This window comes from Pseudomonas sp. 11/12A (assembly GCF_000800055.1).
GTDB lineage: Bacteria > Pseudomonadota > Gammaproteobacteria > Pseudomonadales > Pseudomonadaceae > Aquipseudomonas > Aquipseudomonas mohnii.
Window position 1 is genome coordinate 6,155,862 of the sequence record NZ_JUGV01000001.1, and the last position, 16,113, is coordinate 6,171,974.

Here is a 16,113-nt window from a genome sequence, read left to right on the forward strand (position 1 = left end):
CATGGTCGATAGTGCCAAGGAGGCTGCCCACCGGGCAGCTTCGGATGCTGAACAGATCGCCTGGGTCGACGAGCAGGACAACCCGCTCGGAGCGCTGGTGCGTGCCGATCTGCGCGAGCGCGGGCTGATCGGGCGGGGCACCTACATCATGCTGTTCAATTCCGCCGGTGAGCTTTGCGTGCACCGTCGAACCCTGAGCAAAGCGATTTATCCCGGATATTGGGACGTGGCGGCGGGCGGCATGGTGCTGGCCGACGAAAGTTATGCCGAGTCGGCGGCCCGCGAGCTGGAAGAAGAGCTTGGCGTGAGCGGTGTGGAATTGACCGCCCATGACCATTTTTTCTTCGAAGACACCGGCAACCGGCTCTGGTGTTCAGCGTTTTCGGCGGTGTGGGACGGTCCGTTGGTCCTGCAACCGGAGGAGGTGCTTGAGGCGCGTTTTCTGCCAATCGACGAAGTGCTTCGGGAAATCGACGAAAAGCCTTATTGCCCGGACTCATTGGCCGCGCTGAAACGCTATCTCAGGGCCCGCGGCGGCGACGTCGCAAAAGAGCTATAAATTGGCGCCGATTGGCTCTTAGCAATCGGCGTTTTTGCCGTTACACTGCGCGACCTTTTGTAGGAACGAGCCTGCTCGCGAAAAACGCAAGGACAACGCGTGCTGCCTGGTGCAGCGCGTTATCGTTGAAGTCCATCGCTGCGAGGCGGCGACCCGACAAGCCAGCTCCTGCAGTGATGTACTGTTTCACTAGCGCTGCCCCTGCCTGAGTGGGGTTTCGCGGTCGATAGCCTTTCCCAAGTGCTGCGACCAGTCTTTGTCCTCCCAAGAGGATTGCCGGTGGCCAAAAAAGCCGCATCCTTCGCCGCCCTCGGTGGCTTGGTATTTTCCACCGACGCAGGTCGTCATTGCCCGGATTGCAGTAAACCGGTGGACGCCTGCATCTGCAAACAGACCGTTATTCCGGCCGGCGACGGCATCGCTCGCGTGCGTCGCGAAAGCAAGGGCCGTGGCGGCAAGACGGTGACGACCATCACCGGCGTGCCGCTGGCTGAAGACGCGCTCAAGGAGCTGGCCACGACGTTGAAAAAACGTTGCGGCACCGGTGGGGCGTTGAAAGACGGGATCATTGAAATCCAGGGCGACCATGTCGAGCTACTCTTGGCCGAGTTGACCAGGCACGGTTTCAAAGCGAAGAAATCCGGCGGCTAGCAGCCTCTGTGAAAACCACCCGTGGCTTGACCCGGTCCTGATGAACGTCAGGTCTGGCGTCGTCATCATGGTTTTCACAGAGCCTGTTCATGACCGGTTTCTAAACTCACTGCCGTCGACGGGGTCTACCCCTCGTTGACGAACCGTCATTTTCATTCTTTAGACTGCGCCGGCCTGAATCCAGGCGACGCACTATGACTTCTTTATAGGGGACTTCGATGTCCGTACGACGCACACGCAAAGACGATGGCAGCCAATGGACAGTTGCGGACAGCCGCAGTGTTTACGGGATTCGCCATTGGGGGGCCGGGTATTTCGCGATCAACGACGCCGGTCGCGTCGAAGTTCGTCCGAACGGCCCGAGCAGCGCGCCTATCGACCTGTTCGAGCAAGTCGACCAGTTGCGTAAAAGCGGCTTGTCCTTGCCGCTGCTGGTCCGTTTTCCGGACATTCTGCAAGACCGCGTGCGTCAGTTGACCGGTGCGTTCGACGCCAACATCGAACGCCTGGAATACCAAAGCAAATACACCGCGTTGTACCCGATCAAGGTCAACCAGCAGGAAGCGGTGATCGAAAACATCATCGCTACCCAGAACGTCTCCATCGGCCTGGAAGCCGGCTCCAAGCCTGAGCTGCTGGCGGTACTGGCCCTGGCGCCGAAGGGCGGCACCATCGTCTGCAACGGCTACAAGGACCGTGAGTTCATTCGTCTGGCGCTGATGGGCCAGAAGCTCGGCCACAACGTGTTCATCGTGATCGAGAAAGAGTCCGAAGTCGGCCTGGTGATCGAAGAAGCGGCGTCGCTCAAGGTCAAGCCCCAGGTCGGTCTGCGCGTGCGTTTGTCCTCCCTGGCGTCGAGCAAGTGGGCGGACACCGGTGGTGAGAAATCCAAGTTTGGTTTGTCGGCGGCGCAGTTGCTGTCGGTGGTCGAGCGTTTCCGTGCTGCCGGCCTGGATCAAGGCATTCGCCTGCTGCACTTCCATATGGGGTCGCAGATCGCCAACCTGGCGGACTACCAGCACGGTTTCAAGGAGGCGATTCGCTACTACGGCGAACTGCGCAACCTCGGCCTGCCGGTGGATCACATCGACGTCGGCGGCGGCCTGGGCGTCGACTACGACGGTACGCACTCGCGTAACGCCAGTTCGATCAACTACGACATGGACGATTACGCGGGTGTCGTGGTCGGCATGCTCAAGGAGTTCTGCGACGCGCAGAGCCTGCCGCACCCGAACATTTTCTCCGAGAGCGGCCGTTCCCTGACGGCGCACCACGCGATGCTGGTGGTACAGGTCACCGACGTCGAGAAACACAACGACGACGTGCCGCAGATCGAGAACAAGGAAGCGCTGCCGGAAACCGTGCAGTGGCTGGTGGACCTGCTCGGCCCGACCGATATTGAAATGGTCACCGAAACCTACTGGCGCGCCACGCACTACATGAGCGATGTGGCCTCCCAGTATGCCGACGGCAAGCTGACCCTGGCGGAAAAAGCCCTGGCCGAGCAATGCTACTTCGCCGTGTGCCGTCGCCTGCACAACTCGTTGAAGGCGCGCCAGCGCTCCCACCGCCAGGTGCTCGACGAACTCAATGACAAGCTGGCCGACAAGTACATCTGCAACTTCTCGGTATTCCAGAGCCTGCCGGACACCTGGGCCATCGGCCAGGTTTTGCCGATCCTGCCGCTGCACCGCCTCGACGAGGAGCCGCTGCGTCGCGCCGTGCTGCAGGACCTGACCTGTGACTCGGATGGAAAGATCAAGCAGTACGTCGACGAGCAGAGCATCGAAACCAGTCTGCCGGTGCACGCGCTGAAGGACGGTGAAGACTACCTGCTGGGCATCTTCCTGGTCGGCGCCTATCAGGAAATTCTCGGCGACATGCACAACCTGTTCGGTGACACCGACTCGGTGAACATCTATCAGAACGCCGACGGCAGCGTGTATCACGCGGGTATCGAAACCCACGACACCATCGAAGACATGCTGCGTTACGTGCACCTGTCGCCAGAAGAACTGATGACCCACTATCGCGACAAGTGCGCCAGTGCCCGCATCAGTGCCAGCGAGCGCACCCAGTTCCTCGATGCCCTGCGTCTGGGCCTGACCCGTTCGTCTTACCTGTCTTCTTGAGGTAAGCCCCGCTCTCATCAGGTTGTCTGAAAATTTACCGTACGCTGCGGAAACTTCAGATGACCTGGTGCGACACCTCTCTTTCTCTAAGCGAAACGACCTACGTCCTCGCCCATCCAGGCCATTTAGTCCTCTTTTCGCGTAGGTCATTTCCTAAGTTGTACTTCGCCTCTCTACTCGGCCATGTCTCTCGGCGAGAATCCTCGACCGCCCCTCCTGTAGAGAATCGCCGATGTTCGATCCAGTCAACGAACCTGCATTTCGTCTGGACGTAGCTGGTCTGTCCGACGCCTTCGAGGTCCTGGCCTTTACCGGTAGAGAGTCCATCAGCGAGCCATTCGTGTTTGACATTGAGTTGCTGATCGATGACCTGAGCCTTGACCTTTCCAGCCTGTTGTACCGTTCGGCCTCCCTGCATTTCGGGCCATCGGGAAACCGTGTGCACGGACAGCTGCATGAGCTAGTCCAGCGCGACCACGGGTCGTTGGCCAGGCTCTGTCATGTTCGCCTGGGCCCACGGTTGGCTTGCCTTTCCCAGCGTTCCAGCCAACGCATCTTCAGTGCCCGCTCGGTGCCGCAAATCCTCGATCAGGTGCTCAAGGAGCACGGCATCGTCGGTCCGAATCGGCGCTTCGAACTGGGCGGTGACTACCCGCCTCGTGATTTCTGTACGCAGTACCGGGAATCGGATCTGCAATTCGTTCAGCGCCTGTGTGCCCAGGAACGGCTGCACTACCACTTCGAACATCGGCCGAGAGGACACTGCGTGGTGTTTTCCGATGGTCGGGGGTGTTTTTCTCGTGGCGAAAGGGCGTTGTTCAACAGCGATGGCGAACAACCGGCGGTGCGTCGTTTCGAGGTTCGGCAATGCGCGCAGAGTGCGGTGCAGCGCGCGCAATGTCACACGGATCTGCCAACACTGCGCAGCGGGCAGATGATGCCGCTCGCCGAACATCCGGTGGCCGAGTGGAATCGATCGTGGTTGCTGACCCATGTCGAGCATCAGGGCCGTCAGGACCCGGACGTTCCCTACAGCAACCAGGTGCGTGCGATGCGTTGGGAGGTGTCGTTCGAGTCGCCTCATTCTGCACGCAAACCGGTCATGCACAGCCTGCAACGGGCCTGGATTGTTGACGTCGATGAGCCTCGGCCCGATCCGTCCAGGCCTGTGGCGGTGCAATTCGACTGGCTTTATCAAGGCGAGGGAGCAGCGCCCAGTCATTGTTGGCTGCCGATATCACCGGAGCTGGAAGCGGCAAACGTCGCTCGTTTGAGTGAAGGCACGGAAGTGGTGGTGAGTTTCATCGAAGGCGATCCGGATCAACCATTGATTATCGGCGTTCTCAACCCGATGCAGATGCCCGAAGCGGTCGAGACACCCGGCTCGCTCTCTATTGACGACGATCCGCCCGAAGGTATTCAGGGCTGGTTGTGCTCTGGAGAACCCTTGTTGTTGCTGTGCCTGCTTCCCGGGGGCGGCAGTTTCAATCATTGTGAACAGGCTTTTTGTGCCTGTCGGGCGGCGTTGCGGCTTGGCCAGAGTGGTGCGGCATGATCGCCGTCGAGATGCCCGAATCGACCCCGCACTGGTTTTTGCTGGATACACCGGGTGTGCCACAAGCGGGAACCGCCCTGCCGCACCGATTTGCCCATGCGCGGTGGTTTTGGCTGTTCGAAGGCACGGAGTGGCATGCGCTGCGCGAGCAAGGTCCGGCCCTGATCGATCTGCGGAGCTGTCCGATTCTGGCCCGGGCGTGCCAGCGCGATGCGCGGTACTGGCGTGGCCTGCTGTTGATCAGCGAGACATCGGCATCGGCCTTGCTGGCGCACTTGCGGCGCATGCTCACGGTCGGTTTCGGCGCGCATCACCGCGCCTTGCTGAGTTACTACAACCCTTGCACCGCCAGTTACTTCTTCGATGCCTGCGACGCCGGGGAACTGAGTCGCTGGCTGGGGCCGATCAGCCAGTTGCGCTGGTTCGGTGGCACCTGGGCGGATCGGGCCAACGGCAGCCAGGGCTGGCAACGGCTGCTCAATCCGGGGCTTGCCGTCAGCCCGCTGGCGATCGAAGAGGCACTCAGTCCCCATCAGAAGGCAAGGCTGCAAACCTGCCTGCTCGAGCACCACACCTGGCAATGGTGCAAGTCCACCGGCACCGATTACCGCACGCTGTGGTCCCATCTCCAGGAAGGGCTGAAACTGGGGTTCAGCGAGCGCGCGGTGCTCGATGGCTGGTTATGGCTACGCTTGCAGTACCCGCAGGCCGTGCCCGACCTGCCGCTGCCGGGCGCTACCCAGAAAGAACGCCTCGAACGCCTGCGCAATCGCTGGCAAGACCAGCACCCCTGATAGAAGGTACGACACTGATGGCGAGCAGGATTTGGCGGTTGATAGGCCTGATTGCGGGTGCTGTGTCGCTGCTCGCAATGACTGCCTGTTCGCCCTTGAAAATGCTCAACGCCCTGACGCCCGACGGCACGTTCGACCGGGCCGAGGGCATTGCCTATGGCAGCGATCCACGGCAAAAGCTCGATGTTTATGTGCCGCGTCATCCGATGGCCAACGCGCCGGTGGTGGTGTTTTTCTATGGCGGCAGTTGGAACAGTGGCTCACGCAGCGACTACAGCTTTGTCGGCGAGGCGCTGGCATCCCGGGGGATTGTCGCGGTGCTGGCGGACTATCGGTTGTACCCGCAGGTGCGTTATCCGCTGTTTCTTGAAGATGCCGCCGGGGCGGTGGCCTGGACTTATGATCACATCCGCCAGTATGCCGGCAACCCGCAGCGTCTATACCTGATGGGCCACAGTTCCGGCGCCTACAACGTTGCGATGCTGGCACTGGACCCCGGACTGCTGGGGGCGGTAGGCCTGTCGCCGCACGATCTCAGCGGCTGGATCGGTCTGGCCGGCCCTTATGATTTCCTGCCAATCAAGAATCCGGAGGTGCGCCCGGTGTTTTTCTGGCCAGACTCACCGCCGCAATCGCAACCGATCAATCACGTCAGTCACGGTGCACCACCGGCGCTGTTGATGGCATCGACGGACGATGAGGTGGTCAATCCGACGCGCAATACCGGCGGTCTGGCACTCAAGCTGCGTGAGGCGGGTGTGCCGGTGCAGGATCTTTATTTCTCCCGCACCGGCCACGCCACGCTGGTGGCGGCGTTGTCGCGGCCCATGCGCGGTCTGGCGCCGGTGCTGGACGAGGTCACTTCGTTCGTCAGAACGACTCCGTTTCAGTGAGCGCGGGTGAACCAGCCATCGTTGCGCCGCAGACGCCAGGCAATCGCGCCCAGGGTCAGGCTGCGCAACACCATGAACAACAGGAAGGTTATCCACAGGCCATGGTTGCCGAAACCTCGCAACGCCCAACCGAACGGCACCAGCAACGCCACTGTCAGTAGCATGCCGTTGCGCATTTCCCGGGCGCGGGTCGCGCCGATGAACAGGCCATCGAGCAGGTAGCTCCAGACCGCGATCAACGGCAGCGCAGCGAGATAGGGCAGATAGATGAACGCGGTGTCGCGCACACTTTGAATATCGGTCTGCATCTCGATGAACAGATGCCCGGCAAACAGGAACAACGCCGCAAAACCGAGACTCGCCAGCAGCGACCAGCCGCAGGCGACCACCAATGAGCGGCGCAGGGCATCGCGGTCACGAGCCCCGATCGCATGGCCACAAAGGGCTTCGACGGCGTGGGCCAGACCATCCAGTGCATGAGCGGTCAGCAGCAGGCCGTTGAGCAACAGGGCGTTGGCGGCGACGGTGGCATCCCCCAGTCGTGCACCTTGCACCGTGATCAGAAAAAACACCGATTGCAGGGCCAGGCTGCGGATAAAGATGTCGCGATTGACCGCCAGCAGAGGTCGCCAGCTCTGCCACAGCGCCAGTGCGGCCCAGGCGATGTGGCCAGGATAGGCGCGCAGGGCCTGGCGGGTCATCAGCAGGCCGATCAGGGCGCCGGTCCACTCGGCGATGACTGATGCACGGGCGGCACCGACCACGCCCCATTCCAGGCCGAGGACAAACCAGAGATTCAGCGCAATGTTGACCAGGTTGGTGCTCAGCAGAATCACCAATGGCGCGCGGGCGTTCTGCGTGCCGAGGAACCAGCCGACCAGTGCATAACTGGCCAGCGCCGCTGGCAGGCCGAAGAGCCGCGTGTGGAAGAACTCGCGGGTCATTTGGTCCAGTTCCGCCGACGGCTGCATGAAATGCAGGGCGACGCCACTCAACGGCACGCCCAGCGCACCCAACACCACGGCCAGTCCCATGGCCAACAGCAATCCTTGCAATAAAACCTGTCGCAGCGCCGCGCCATCGCCACGCCCGGCCGCCTGGGCAGCGAATCCGGTGGAGCCCATGCGCAGAAACCCCATGGCCCAGGCGAGAAAGGTATACAGGCTGGCCCCGACCGCCACGGCACCGAGCTGATGGGCGTGGGGCAGGTGGCCGATGACGGTGCTGTCGACCAGCGCCACCAGGGGAACGGAAATGTTCGAGAGGATCATCGGCGCAGCCAGCGCCCAGACCCGGCGATGGGTCGGGCGGTCGCGCCAGTCGGCAATCAGCTTGGGCATGCAGGCTCCTTGAGGAGCGGGCATTGTAACGACACATTTTGGATTGCCGCGATCCATTGTAGGAGCGAGGGTGTTAGTGAACCACCCAACTCAACAACCAGAGGCCCAGCATCAACCAGATGATCCCCATGATGAACGAGGCGCTCATGAACGCGCGGATCGCCGACCACAACAGCACCAGTCCCAGGATCAGCGTCACGATGCTGATGATCGACGTGTCCATGCCCAGGGCGCGGGACAAGCCTTCGACAAAATTGCTGCTGGCGCGGCTCATCATCTGGAACAAGCCGCTGAGGCCATCAACGATGAAACGGATGACGGAACCGAGGGCCTGGCCGAGCCATTCGAAAAAACCTTCTACCTGCATGGAATGAGCGTCCTGATAATGAAAGGCGGGGTTGCCGGACTTGAGCCTTGGGCCGTCGATTGCGGCGCCGGGTTCCCCACAAGCATAGAGGGTTGTCTTGCCGCTGTGGGAACGACCCCGTGACCACGACTCACCTCTGCCGCTTGCCTTCATCCTCCATCCCCCCGAAGCTATACGCCTTCAGGAGAACCCGATGAACCTTGTTGAACTGACTGAACGCCTGCACGCCATCCGTGACCGCAATGACTGGCGGCAATTTCACAGCCCGAAAAACCTGGCCATGGCCGCGAGCGTCGAAATGTCCGAGCTGGTGGAAATTTTCCAGTGGCTGACCGAAGACCAGTCGCGCCAGTTGCCGGCGGACCAACTGGCCCATGCCGGGCAGGAAGTCGGCGACATCGTCCTCTATCTATTGCTGTTGTGCAGCGAGTTGGGTCTGGACATGAATGAAGTGGTACGCAGCAAACTGGCGGACAGCGAACGGAGATTCAGCTGATGAGCGATCGTCATTTCGACCAGTTGGCGACCCGCTTCGCCGAAAAAATCTACGGCGGCGCCAAGGGTGCGATCCGGCTGGCAGTGCTGCAGGCGGATCTGGCCGAAACCTTGCCGGATCGCCCGCTGCGCGTACTGGACATCGGTGCCGGCCTAGGCCACATGTCGCTGTGGCTGGCACAACGCGGCCATCAGGTGACGCTGGCCGAGCCCGCCGAGCCCATGCTCGACGGCGCCCGCCAGCGCTTCGCCGAGGCCGGGCAAGCGGCAACGTTCATTCAGGCGCCCTGGCAGGATCTGCTCGGCCAACTCAACGAACCTTACGATCTGGTGCTCTGTCATGCGGTGCTGGAGTGGCTGGCCGAACCCCACGCGATCCTGCCGGTGCTGCATCAACTGACCAAGGCAGACGGCTGGCTCTCCCTGGCCTTTTATAACCGTGATGCGCTGATCTACCGCAACTTGCTCAAGGGCCATTTCCGCAAGATGCGCAAGAACGACATGGCCGGCGAGAAGCAAAGCCTGACCCCGCAACAGCCCCTTGATCCACGGGAGTTGGCGGCGCAACTTGAAGGTCTGTGGCAGGTCGAAACCCAGAGCGGCGTTCGGGTTTTTCACGATTACATGCCGGTGGAATTCCAGGCCCGCGCCGAGCTGGTGGACTTGCTGGAAATGGAACTGGCCCATCGTCGTCATCCAAGCTTTGCCGGGCTTGGGCGTTATTTGCACTGGATTTGTCGGCCGGTCTGATCGGAGTATGAAATGAGCAGTCGTTCAGGGTTGTTAGTTCTGTGTCTGGGGTTGGCGGCGTGTCAGGGCAGCAACCCCTATGTGGCAACCTCCAACCCTTTGCCACCGGCGCCGCCTCAGGCAGCCAACACCTTCGATCGCAGCGCTTACCCGGCTGCGCCACGTGATTATGGTCGTTACCGCAGTTGGGCCTGGCTCAATGGGCAACTGCCGCCGGGCAGCGCATGGGCCGACTCGGCGCAGGTCGCCGAAGCGGTTAGCAATGCCCTCGATCAGCGCGGCTTGCGCCCGCTGCATGACAATCGCCCGGCGGACTTGTTTGTCAGCGCCAACCTGCGCCTGGAAACCCGCCTGCGTCAGGTCCAGGATGACTATGGCTATTACGGCGGCGGCTACTACGGCGGTCACGGCGGTTATGGCAACGGCGTTGGCATGTACAACACGGTGCCGATCATCCGTACTTATCAGGAACAGGTCGTGGTAGTGCAGGTCGATATGTTCGACGCACAAAGCGGCCAGCCGGTCTGGAGTTCCAGCGCCGAAACCCTGCGCAAGGGCACGCAGATGGAACAGGCCGATGCGATTCGGGAGGCTGTGGAAAAGGCAATGTCGGCGTATCCTCCGAGTTAGCTTCTGTCGTTATGGAGCGTTTCGCAGGTTCATGCCTTCTACCGGAGAATCATCATGTTCCGCCGTTTCGTTTTACTGGCAGTGGCCGCGCTGCTCAGTGCCTGCGCCGCCAATCAGGTCAATCATGACTTCGACGCCAGCCGCGATTTCTCCGCCTATCGCAGCTGGAGCTGGAAAGAGCCCGCCCTGCAATATCGCCCCGACGACCCACGGATCAAGAGTGACCTGACCGAACAGCGCGTGCGCCAGTCGGTGGCCGATCAACTGGATCAGCGTGGCCTGCGCCCGGCTGCCGCAGGTGCCAAGGGCGATTTGAATGTGCAGACCTACCTGATTGTCGAGGAGCGCCAGCAGCAGATCACCACCAACTATGGCGGCGGTTGGGGTAATCCCTGGAACGGCTATTGGGGCGCGCCGATGTACAACGAAACCCGCGTGGTTCCCTACAAGGTCGCCACTCTCCAGATCGATCTGCTCGATGGCAAGGACGGCAAACTGGTGTGGCGCGGCAGTGACGAGCAGATACTCAGCCGCACACCGAACCCTTCGGACCGCAGCGATGCGATACGCGAAACGGTCACCCGGATACTGTCCAACTATCCGCCAAGATAAATACAACACAGCCGGCCTTGAGTGGTGCATTGCGCTTGAGGGCCTCTTCGCTGGCAAGCCAGCTCCCACAGGAATTTTTGTTGTCTGCGCTGGCGAGTTGCCAGCAGTCCTGATTTCCCTTGTCTACACTGCTTCACACCAACGGAGGTCGCGCTCGGCAGTGCGCCGGCAAAGGAGTGCTCGATGTCTCCCTGCTTGCAGTTTCGCGGCCCGGCCCGGCAACGGGGGGCGATTGGGTTGATGGCTGCCGGTACGCTGGCGCTGGCGCTGGGTTTCATGCTGTTGGTGATCGATAGCGGCAGGCTTTACCTGGAGCAGCGCAAACTGCAGCGCGTAGCAGACACCGCCGCACTGGAGGCGGTGACCCGCGATGGCAACTGCTTGTCCGGGGCGAGTGCCACCGCTTACGCCACCCAAAGCGCTACCCGTAACGGTTTTACCGTCAACGCCGACAACACGCTGACCGTCAGTTGCGGCACCTTGCAGATCGGCGCCGATCACTTGCGCGCCTTCAGCGCCGACCCGAAGAAGTCCGCTGCCGTTCAAGTCATCGCCACCCGCACGGTGGCCACCAGCGTCGCGGCCGGTATCGGCGCATTGCTCTCCGGTGGGCCGGCCAGCCTCACGACCCGGCTCAGCGCCACGGCCGTCGCCGCCGAACCCAAGATCTCACTGGCGCAATTGAGTATCCGCAGCACCCTGTTGGGCGTCGATAGCTCACAATCCAGCCTCTTGAATCCGCTGTTCTCGACGCTGCTGGGGGGCAATGTCAACCTGACCGTTGGCGGCTGGGATGGCTTGGTCAAGACCGATATCAATTTGCTCAAATTCATGGACCAGCTCGCCATCGAACTGGGCGTGTCGGCCGGCAACTACACCACGCTGTTGAACACGCAAGGCAGCGTCACCCAGTTCATCAAGGCTGCGGCCACCGTGGTGAACCTCAACGGTGCCACGGCGACCGTCACCACCGCGTTGGCCAACTTGCAGGTAGCCGCTACCAGCGCTTCGCCCATCAAACTGGGTGATTTGCTTCAGCTGCAAACCGGTACGCAGGCGGCAGGGCTGGACGCTACGGTGCAGTTGTTTCAATTGATTCAGGGGTTCGTTCAACTGGCCAACAAGAACAGCGCGGTGACCGCTGTGTTGCCAGTCAATGTATTGGGACTGGCGGGCGTGACCACCCGCATCAAGGTCATTCAACCGCCGCAATTCTCGGCGGTCGGTGACCCGGCGCTGGCGAAAGCAGCGCCGCTGGGCGTGAACAGAATCTACGTGCGCACTGCGCAGGTTCGCATCCTGGTGTCGGTGGACCTGTCGGTGATCAATGCCGTGCTGCAGTTGGTCAACTCGCTGTTGAGCCCGGTGGTGGGGCTGGTCAACACACTGCTGGCGCCCGGTTGCCTCCTGGGCAATTGCACCCAGACCGACCTGCAGATACTGCCCAAAGGGCTCAACCTCGATCTCGGCATTGAAGCCGGCACGGGCAGCAGTTACGTCACGGACTATTCCTGCGCCAGCCCGACCAACAAAAGCCTCACCGCCACCACCAACATTTCCGCAGTGCAGGTCAAGGTCGGCCAGATCGACGACGCCATCTGGCTATCGTCGTCGCCGGCTCCAAGCCTGTCGCCGCTGACGCTGGTCGATATCGGTTCGAAAACCTGCAATTTCTCAGGGTGTGGCGCACGAACCCCTTTCGGCGGTGGCGGCAGCGAAATCATGATCGACAGCCCGGTCGCCGGCACCACCGAGCCCAATTACACCTTTGCCAATCCCCATGAGATCAATGTGTCTGCGGACCCGACGCACCCGGTGATGGTGTCGGGTGTGGTCGGCAGTCTGAAGGGCACACTCGGCGGGATCACGCTGATTCAACACACGCCCACCATCGGCAGTCTGTTGGGCAGTTTGTTGAGTACGTTGCTGTCGACGCTGTCCGACGTCGTCGCGCTGTTGGCATCGGCCATCAGTGGCCTGTTGGCGCCGCTGGTCGACCCGATCGTGAACAGCCTGTTGATGAACCTGGGGATCGACATCAACAAGGTTGACGTCGGCTTCAACCTGACCTGCGGCGAGAAAGGCAAAGCCTACCTGGTGATTTGATCCTCCTGCACAACCGGCAACTCGATACAAAACCGCGCACCCTCGGTGGCGTTGCGCACGCTCAGTTTGCCACCCATGTTTTCGACGATGCCGTAGCTCACCGACAGGCCGAGCCCGGTGCCGATCCCGACCGGTTTGGTGGTGAAGAACGGTTCGAAAATCCGTTCCAGCAGTCGCGGGTCGATGCCGCCGCCGTTGTCCTCGACCCACAGGCGCACCGACTGCGGGTCACGTTCGGCATACACCGCGATCCACGGTTTGAATTCGGGGTTGGTTTCACGCTTGCTCAGCAAGGCATCCCGGGCGTTGACCATCAGGTTGATCAATACTTGTTCAAGCTGATCCACGTAACCGCGCACTTGCACCTCGAACCCGGTTTCGCTGATGCGCAGTTCCACCCCTTTGCCACGCATGCCTTCGGCCAATAACGACAGCGTGCCTTCGATGGCCTGGGCCGGATTGAACGGTTGTTGCTCGATCTCCGAGCGGCGGCCGAACACCCGCATGTGATCGACTACCCGCGCGGCGCGCTGTACCTGCGCATCGATGCGATTGAGCTTGTCGGTCAGGTAATCGACCTGCACGTCACCGTTGCCCAGGCGCTTGAGCACATTGATGATCGCCATGCGCATCACGTTCAGAGGCTGGTTGATTTCGTGGGCCAGGCCGGTGGCCATTTCGCCGAGGGTGGCCATTTTTGCGCTTTGGGTCAGTTGCTGCTGGGAACGCCGGACTTCGGTGTTGTCGCGGCCCACGGCCTGAATCTCCAGCAACTGGCCCTGCTCGTCGAACACCCCGCGATCCGACCAGACCCACCAGGCGTGTTCCCGTCCCGGCAATTGCAGGTTGATTTCCGCGGTGCTGACCGGGAACTCCGGGCTCAGACGGGTCAGGCGCTGGAGGAAGGATTCGCGCTGTTGCGGCGACATCCAGTTGCCCAGGTTCAGCCCCGGCAGTTGCTCGGGCGTGCACTCAAGATACGCCGCCAGTGGCCGGTTGCCGAAGGTCAGGGACAGGTCGGGGCGGTATCGGCAGATCATCGCCGGAGAGTCTTCCACCAGGATCCGATAGCGTTCTTCGCTTTGCTTGACCTGTTCGGCTGCCACGGTCGCTTCGGTGACATCCAGCCACAGGCCCACGGCTTCCACCGGCAGACCCAGGTCGTCGCGCAGCAGCTTGGCCTCGTCGAGCAACCAGTGGTAATCGCCGCGACTGTCGCGCAGTCGATACCGGGCGCGCACCGAGCCTTCACGCAGCAGTTGCCGGGTACGCTCGAAATAACGATCACGGTCTTCGGGGTGCACCCGTTCAACCAACGCAGTCGTGGCGCAATCGGCGAGCGTCCAGCCGAGCAGCGGCAGCAGGCTGTCGCTGAAGAACGTCGGTTGCAACGCGCCTTCCCCATAGCGCTGCACGTAAATCACCGCGGGGGAGCTGGCGATCAGATTGTCCAGGCGCGCGTGTGCGGCGGCGGCGTGTTGTTCCTGGTTTTTGATGTCGCTGATGTCGAGCATGAAACCCACCAGGCGCCGATGGCGGCCGGCACCCACGGCCTGGCCTTGCAGGCGATACCAGCTCGGCGGCAGTGCAGCGTCGGGCCGATACGAACGCACGCACAGCATCAACGGCGTGCCTTCGTCCAGCAGGTCCTGCAAGCGACTGCGCAGTTCTTCGCGGTCGGCGGGATGCACCTGATCGAGCCAGTCGTTCAGCGGTAAACGCCCGCTGGCAAGGTTCAGGGTGCTGGCCAGCGAGGGCGCCAGTTGCACCTCGGCCCTGTCGCTGAACACTTCCCACCAGCCGGCGCCCAGCAAACCCTGCAGCGATTCCAGGCGCTCCATTTGCAGGTGGTGCCGGTGCTCGCGGGAGCGTTCCAACAAGGGACCGGCGAGCGCGGCGGCCAATTGCAGCCAATCGCGCTCGCTGACATCAGGGGCCCGTTGCTGCACCGGATAGCAACCACAAAGCAACCAGGCCGCCACGCCTTGAGCATCGTGATATGGCACGACGAACCCCTCGGCATTGCCAAAGATGACTTGCAGACGGGGGTGTTCGACAGAGTTCAGGTGCTGCGGTGCGGAGCCGTTCAGGCTGTCCAGGCCGGTCCCCAGCCGCTGTCCGGTGTGCCACAGTTGCGGCGCATCGAGGCCTGCAAAATGCTGGTGAATCTGCCAGCCCTGTTCTTGCTCGTCGAGCAATGCCAGGGCGATGCAGGGGACGTGAAAACGCTGGGCCAGGCTTTGCAGTTGATCGGACAGGACTTCGGGCAAGCGCGTCAGGCTGCACAGGCGCAACTGCTCGCTGATCTGCACCGCGAGCAATCGGCATTGTTCGCTCACCCGCGATTGCCGGCGCTCAAGTAGCAGATCGCCGATGTCCAGCAGCTGCAGCAGCCAGCCATCGGCCAACGGCTGGACCCAGCCGCGCAAGTGCAGGGTTTGACCACTGAGGGTGTAAAAGTCCAGATCCAGGGCCTGGCCCTGCCAATCGGCGGGGGAGCCTTCGACGATGAGGCCGCAGTGCGGCAGCAAAAAGTCGAGCAGATGCGGGGCCTGGGCGCCGGGTACCTGCTGGGCCAGCACGTGTCTCAGCGGCCCGGTCAGGTGCAACACGCGACCTTCGGTGTCCAGATGCATCTGTAAACCGACACCGGGCATGCTCGGCGCTTGCAGGGCCTCCAGGGGCGGAGGCGGGTGGCGGTTGAGCAAACGCCCGAAGAGTTTATCCCCGGCACTCAAAATTGCAGGCTCGAACTGGCGGTGAGGGTCGCGGGTAAATCAGGCACTTGACCTATTCCCGGCAGGTTCAGAAACGGAATGACTGCATTCAATTTACTGGTGGGGTAGTTGATGCTCACCTTCAGGACTCCGCCGACATAGGTGGTGGTTGCGTCAGTGGCAACGTTGAAGTTCAGACCCGCAGGAATCCACGCCAGTTGCCGGGTCAGTTCCTGCGTGGCGGTGGACTTCAACTGGGCTTCGTAACCGGGAGTATTCGGGTCCAGTGCCACGCTCCGGCGTACGGCTTCGGCCGTCGACTGGTTGAACGACTGCATCAGCAGCAGCGGCAGGCTGTACGTGACAATCGCGTAAAACACGCCGAAAAAAATCACGAAGACCAAGGCGAACTCAATCGCTGCGGCACCTTTTTGCTTGCGCGGGAAGCTGGTTTTCATGAGTGCGTCTACCCTGACATCACTAGGTAATGTCAGCATAGAATCATTCAGCCA

The 16,113-nt window shown here is 61.6% G+C and carries 15 protein-coding genes; 11 read left to right on the forward strand and 4 right to left on the reverse strand.

Annotation, left to right across the window (positions count from 1 at the left end; genetic code table 11):
• The first annotated feature begins 1 nt into the window (after position 1).
• From GQ39_RS28110 to GQ39_RS28135, 6 genes are all read left to right on the forward strand, one after another.
• Positions 2-559, forward strand: coding sequence for an NUDIX hydrolase (locus GQ39_RS28110; RefSeq protein WP_047536994.1), 558 nt, complete (start codon positions 2-4; stop codon positions 557-559).
• A 279-nt stretch (positions 560-838) separates the two neighbouring features.
• A complete protein-coding gene (locus tag GQ39_RS28115) occupies positions 839-1,210 on the forward strand; it encodes a translation initiation factor Sui1 (RefSeq protein WP_047536996.1) in 372 nt (123 codons plus the stop codon).
• A 218-nt stretch (positions 1,211-1,428) separates the two neighbouring features.
• Positions 1,429-3,342, forward strand: coding sequence for an arginine decarboxylase (speA, locus tag GQ39_RS28120; RefSeq protein ID WP_047536999.1), 1,914 nt, complete (start codon positions 1,429-1,431; stop codon positions 3,340-3,342).
• Between the two features lie 232 nt (positions 3,343-3,574).
• Positions 3,575-4,897: a type VI secretion system Vgr family protein gene (locus GQ39_RS28125; protein WP_047537002.1), complete on the forward strand. Its 1,323-nt coding sequence runs from the start codon at positions 3,575-3,577 to the stop codon at positions 4,895-4,897.
• Positions 4,894-5,691 carry a DUF4123 domain-containing protein gene (locus GQ39_RS28130; protein WP_047537005.1) on the forward strand — a complete coding sequence of 266 codons (798 nt, stop codon included), beginning with the start codon at positions 4,894-4,896 and terminating at the stop codon, positions 5,689-5,691. The genes GQ39_RS28125 and GQ39_RS28130 overlap by 4 nt, the downstream gene beginning before the upstream one ends.
• Positions 5,692-5,708: 17 nt before the next feature.
• On the forward strand, positions 5,709-6,584 hold the full coding sequence (locus GQ39_RS28135) for an alpha/beta hydrolase (RefSeq protein WP_047537008.1): 876 nt from the start codon (positions 5,709-5,711) through the stop codon (positions 6,582-6,584).
• On the opposite strand, the gene GQ39_RS28140 is transcribed toward GQ39_RS28135, so the two are convergent.
• Together GQ39_RS28140 and GQ39_RS28145 are read right to left on the reverse strand one after the other, a co-directional pair.
• A complete protein-coding gene (locus GQ39_RS28140; protein WP_047537011.1) occupies positions 6,578-7,924 on the reverse strand; it encodes an MATE family efflux transporter in 1,347 nt (448 codons plus the stop codon). The two genes, GQ39_RS28135 and GQ39_RS28140, sit on opposite strands and share 7 nt — an antisense overlap.
• Before the next feature lie 73 nt (positions 7,925-7,997).
• Positions 7,998-8,291 (reverse strand): hypothetical protein, encoded by a 294-nt coding sequence (locus tag GQ39_RS28145; RefSeq protein ID WP_047537014.1) that lies wholly within the window; start codon positions 8,289-8,291, stop codon positions 7,998-8,000.
• A gap of 193 nt (positions 8,292-8,484) precedes the next feature.
• Between GQ39_RS28145 and GQ39_RS28150 the strand changes: the two genes are divergently transcribed.
• From GQ39_RS28150 to GQ39_RS28170, 5 genes are all read left to right on the forward strand, one after another.
• Positions 8,485-8,787: a MazG-like family protein gene (locus tag GQ39_RS28150; protein WP_047537017.1), complete on the forward strand. Its 303-nt coding sequence runs from the start codon at positions 8,485-8,487 to the stop codon at positions 8,785-8,787.
• Positions 8,787-9,536: a methyltransferase domain-containing protein gene (locus GQ39_RS28155; protein WP_047537021.1), complete on the forward strand. Its 750-nt coding sequence runs from the start codon at positions 8,787-8,789 to the stop codon at positions 9,534-9,536. The genes GQ39_RS28150 and GQ39_RS28155 overlap by 1 nt, the downstream gene beginning before the upstream one ends.
• Before the next feature lie 12 nt (positions 9,537-9,548).
• Entirely contained in the window at positions 9,549-10,166 is a 618-nt protein-coding gene (locus GQ39_RS28160; RefSeq protein ID WP_047537024.1) for a DUF4136 domain-containing protein, read from the forward strand.
• 54 nt (positions 10,167-10,220) lie between these two features.
• Entirely contained in the window at positions 10,221-10,778 is a 558-nt protein-coding gene (locus GQ39_RS28165) for a DUF4136 domain-containing protein (RefSeq protein ID WP_047537027.1), read from the forward strand.
• A 183-nt stretch (positions 10,779-10,961) separates the two neighbouring features.
• Positions 10,962-12,884 (forward strand): pilus assembly protein TadG-related protein, encoded by a 1,923-nt coding sequence (locus GQ39_RS28170; protein WP_047537030.1) that lies wholly within the window; start codon positions 10,962-10,964, stop codon positions 12,882-12,884.
• On the opposite strand, the gene GQ39_RS28175 is transcribed toward GQ39_RS28170, so the two are convergent.
• Positions 12,869-15,622, reverse strand: a complete 2,754-nt coding sequence (locus GQ39_RS28175) for a PAS domain-containing protein (protein WP_047537033.1) — start codon at positions 15,620-15,622, stop codon at positions 12,869-12,871. The two genes, GQ39_RS28170 and GQ39_RS28175, sit on opposite strands and share 16 nt — an antisense overlap.
• A complete protein-coding gene (locus GQ39_RS28180; protein ID WP_047537036.1) occupies positions 15,619-16,059 on the reverse strand; it encodes a TadE/TadG family type IV pilus assembly protein in 441 nt (146 codons plus the stop codon). Before GQ39_RS28180 ends, GQ39_RS28175 begins: the two co-directional genes overlap by 4 nt.
• Positions 16,060-16,113 lie beyond the last annotated feature (54 nt).

Excerpts from the sequence above, each read along its gene's own strand:
- GQ39_RS28135 (WP_047537008.1), top strand. The coding sequence starts at position 5,709 with ATGGCGAGCAGGATTTGGCGGTTGATAGGCCTGATTGCGGGTGCTGTG.
- GQ39_RS28160 (WP_047537024.1), top strand. The coding sequence starts at position 9,549 with ATGAGCAGTCGTTCAGGGTTGTTAGTTCTGTGTCTGGGGTTGGCGGCG.
- GQ39_RS28145 (WP_047537014.1), bottom strand. The coding sequence starts at position 8,291 with ATGCAGGTAGAAGGTTTTTTCGAATGGCTCGGCCAGGCCCTCGGTTCC.
- GQ39_RS28140 (WP_047537011.1), bottom strand. The coding sequence starts at position 7,924 with ATGCCCAAGCTGATTGCCGACTGGCGCGACCGCCCGACCCATCGCCGG.
- GQ39_RS28165 (WP_047537027.1), top strand. The coding sequence starts at position 10,221 with ATGTTCCGCCGTTTCGTTTTACTGGCAGTGGCCGCGCTGCTCAGTGCC.
- GQ39_RS28155 (WP_047537021.1), top strand. The coding sequence starts at position 8,787 with ATGAGCGATCGTCATTTCGACCAGTTGGCGACCCGCTTCGCCGAAAAA.
- GQ39_RS28170 (WP_047537030.1), top strand. The coding sequence starts at position 10,962 with ATGTCTCCCTGCTTGCAGTTTCGCGGCCCGGCCCGGCAACGGGGGGCG.
- GQ39_RS28125 (WP_047537002.1), top strand. The coding sequence starts at position 3,575 with ATGTTCGATCCAGTCAACGAACCTGCATTTCGTCTGGACGTAGCTGGT.
- GQ39_RS28150 (WP_047537017.1), top strand. The coding sequence starts at position 8,485 with ATGAACCTTGTTGAACTGACTGAACGCCTGCACGCCATCCGTGACCGC.
- GQ39_RS28180 (WP_047537036.1), bottom strand. The coding sequence starts at position 16,059 with ATGAAAACCAGCTTCCCGCGCAAGCAAAAAGGTGCCGCAGCGATTGAG.
- GQ39_RS28130 (WP_047537005.1), top strand. The coding sequence starts at position 4,894 with ATGATCGCCGTCGAGATGCCCGAATCGACCCCGCACTGGTTTTTGCTG.
- GQ39_RS28110 (WP_047536994.1), top strand. The coding sequence starts at position 2 with ATGGTCGATAGTGCCAAGGAGGCTGCCCACCGGGCAGCTTCGGATGCT.
- speA (WP_047536999.1), top strand. The coding sequence starts at position 1,429 with ATGTCCGTACGACGCACACGCAAAGACGATGGCAGCCAATGGACAGTT.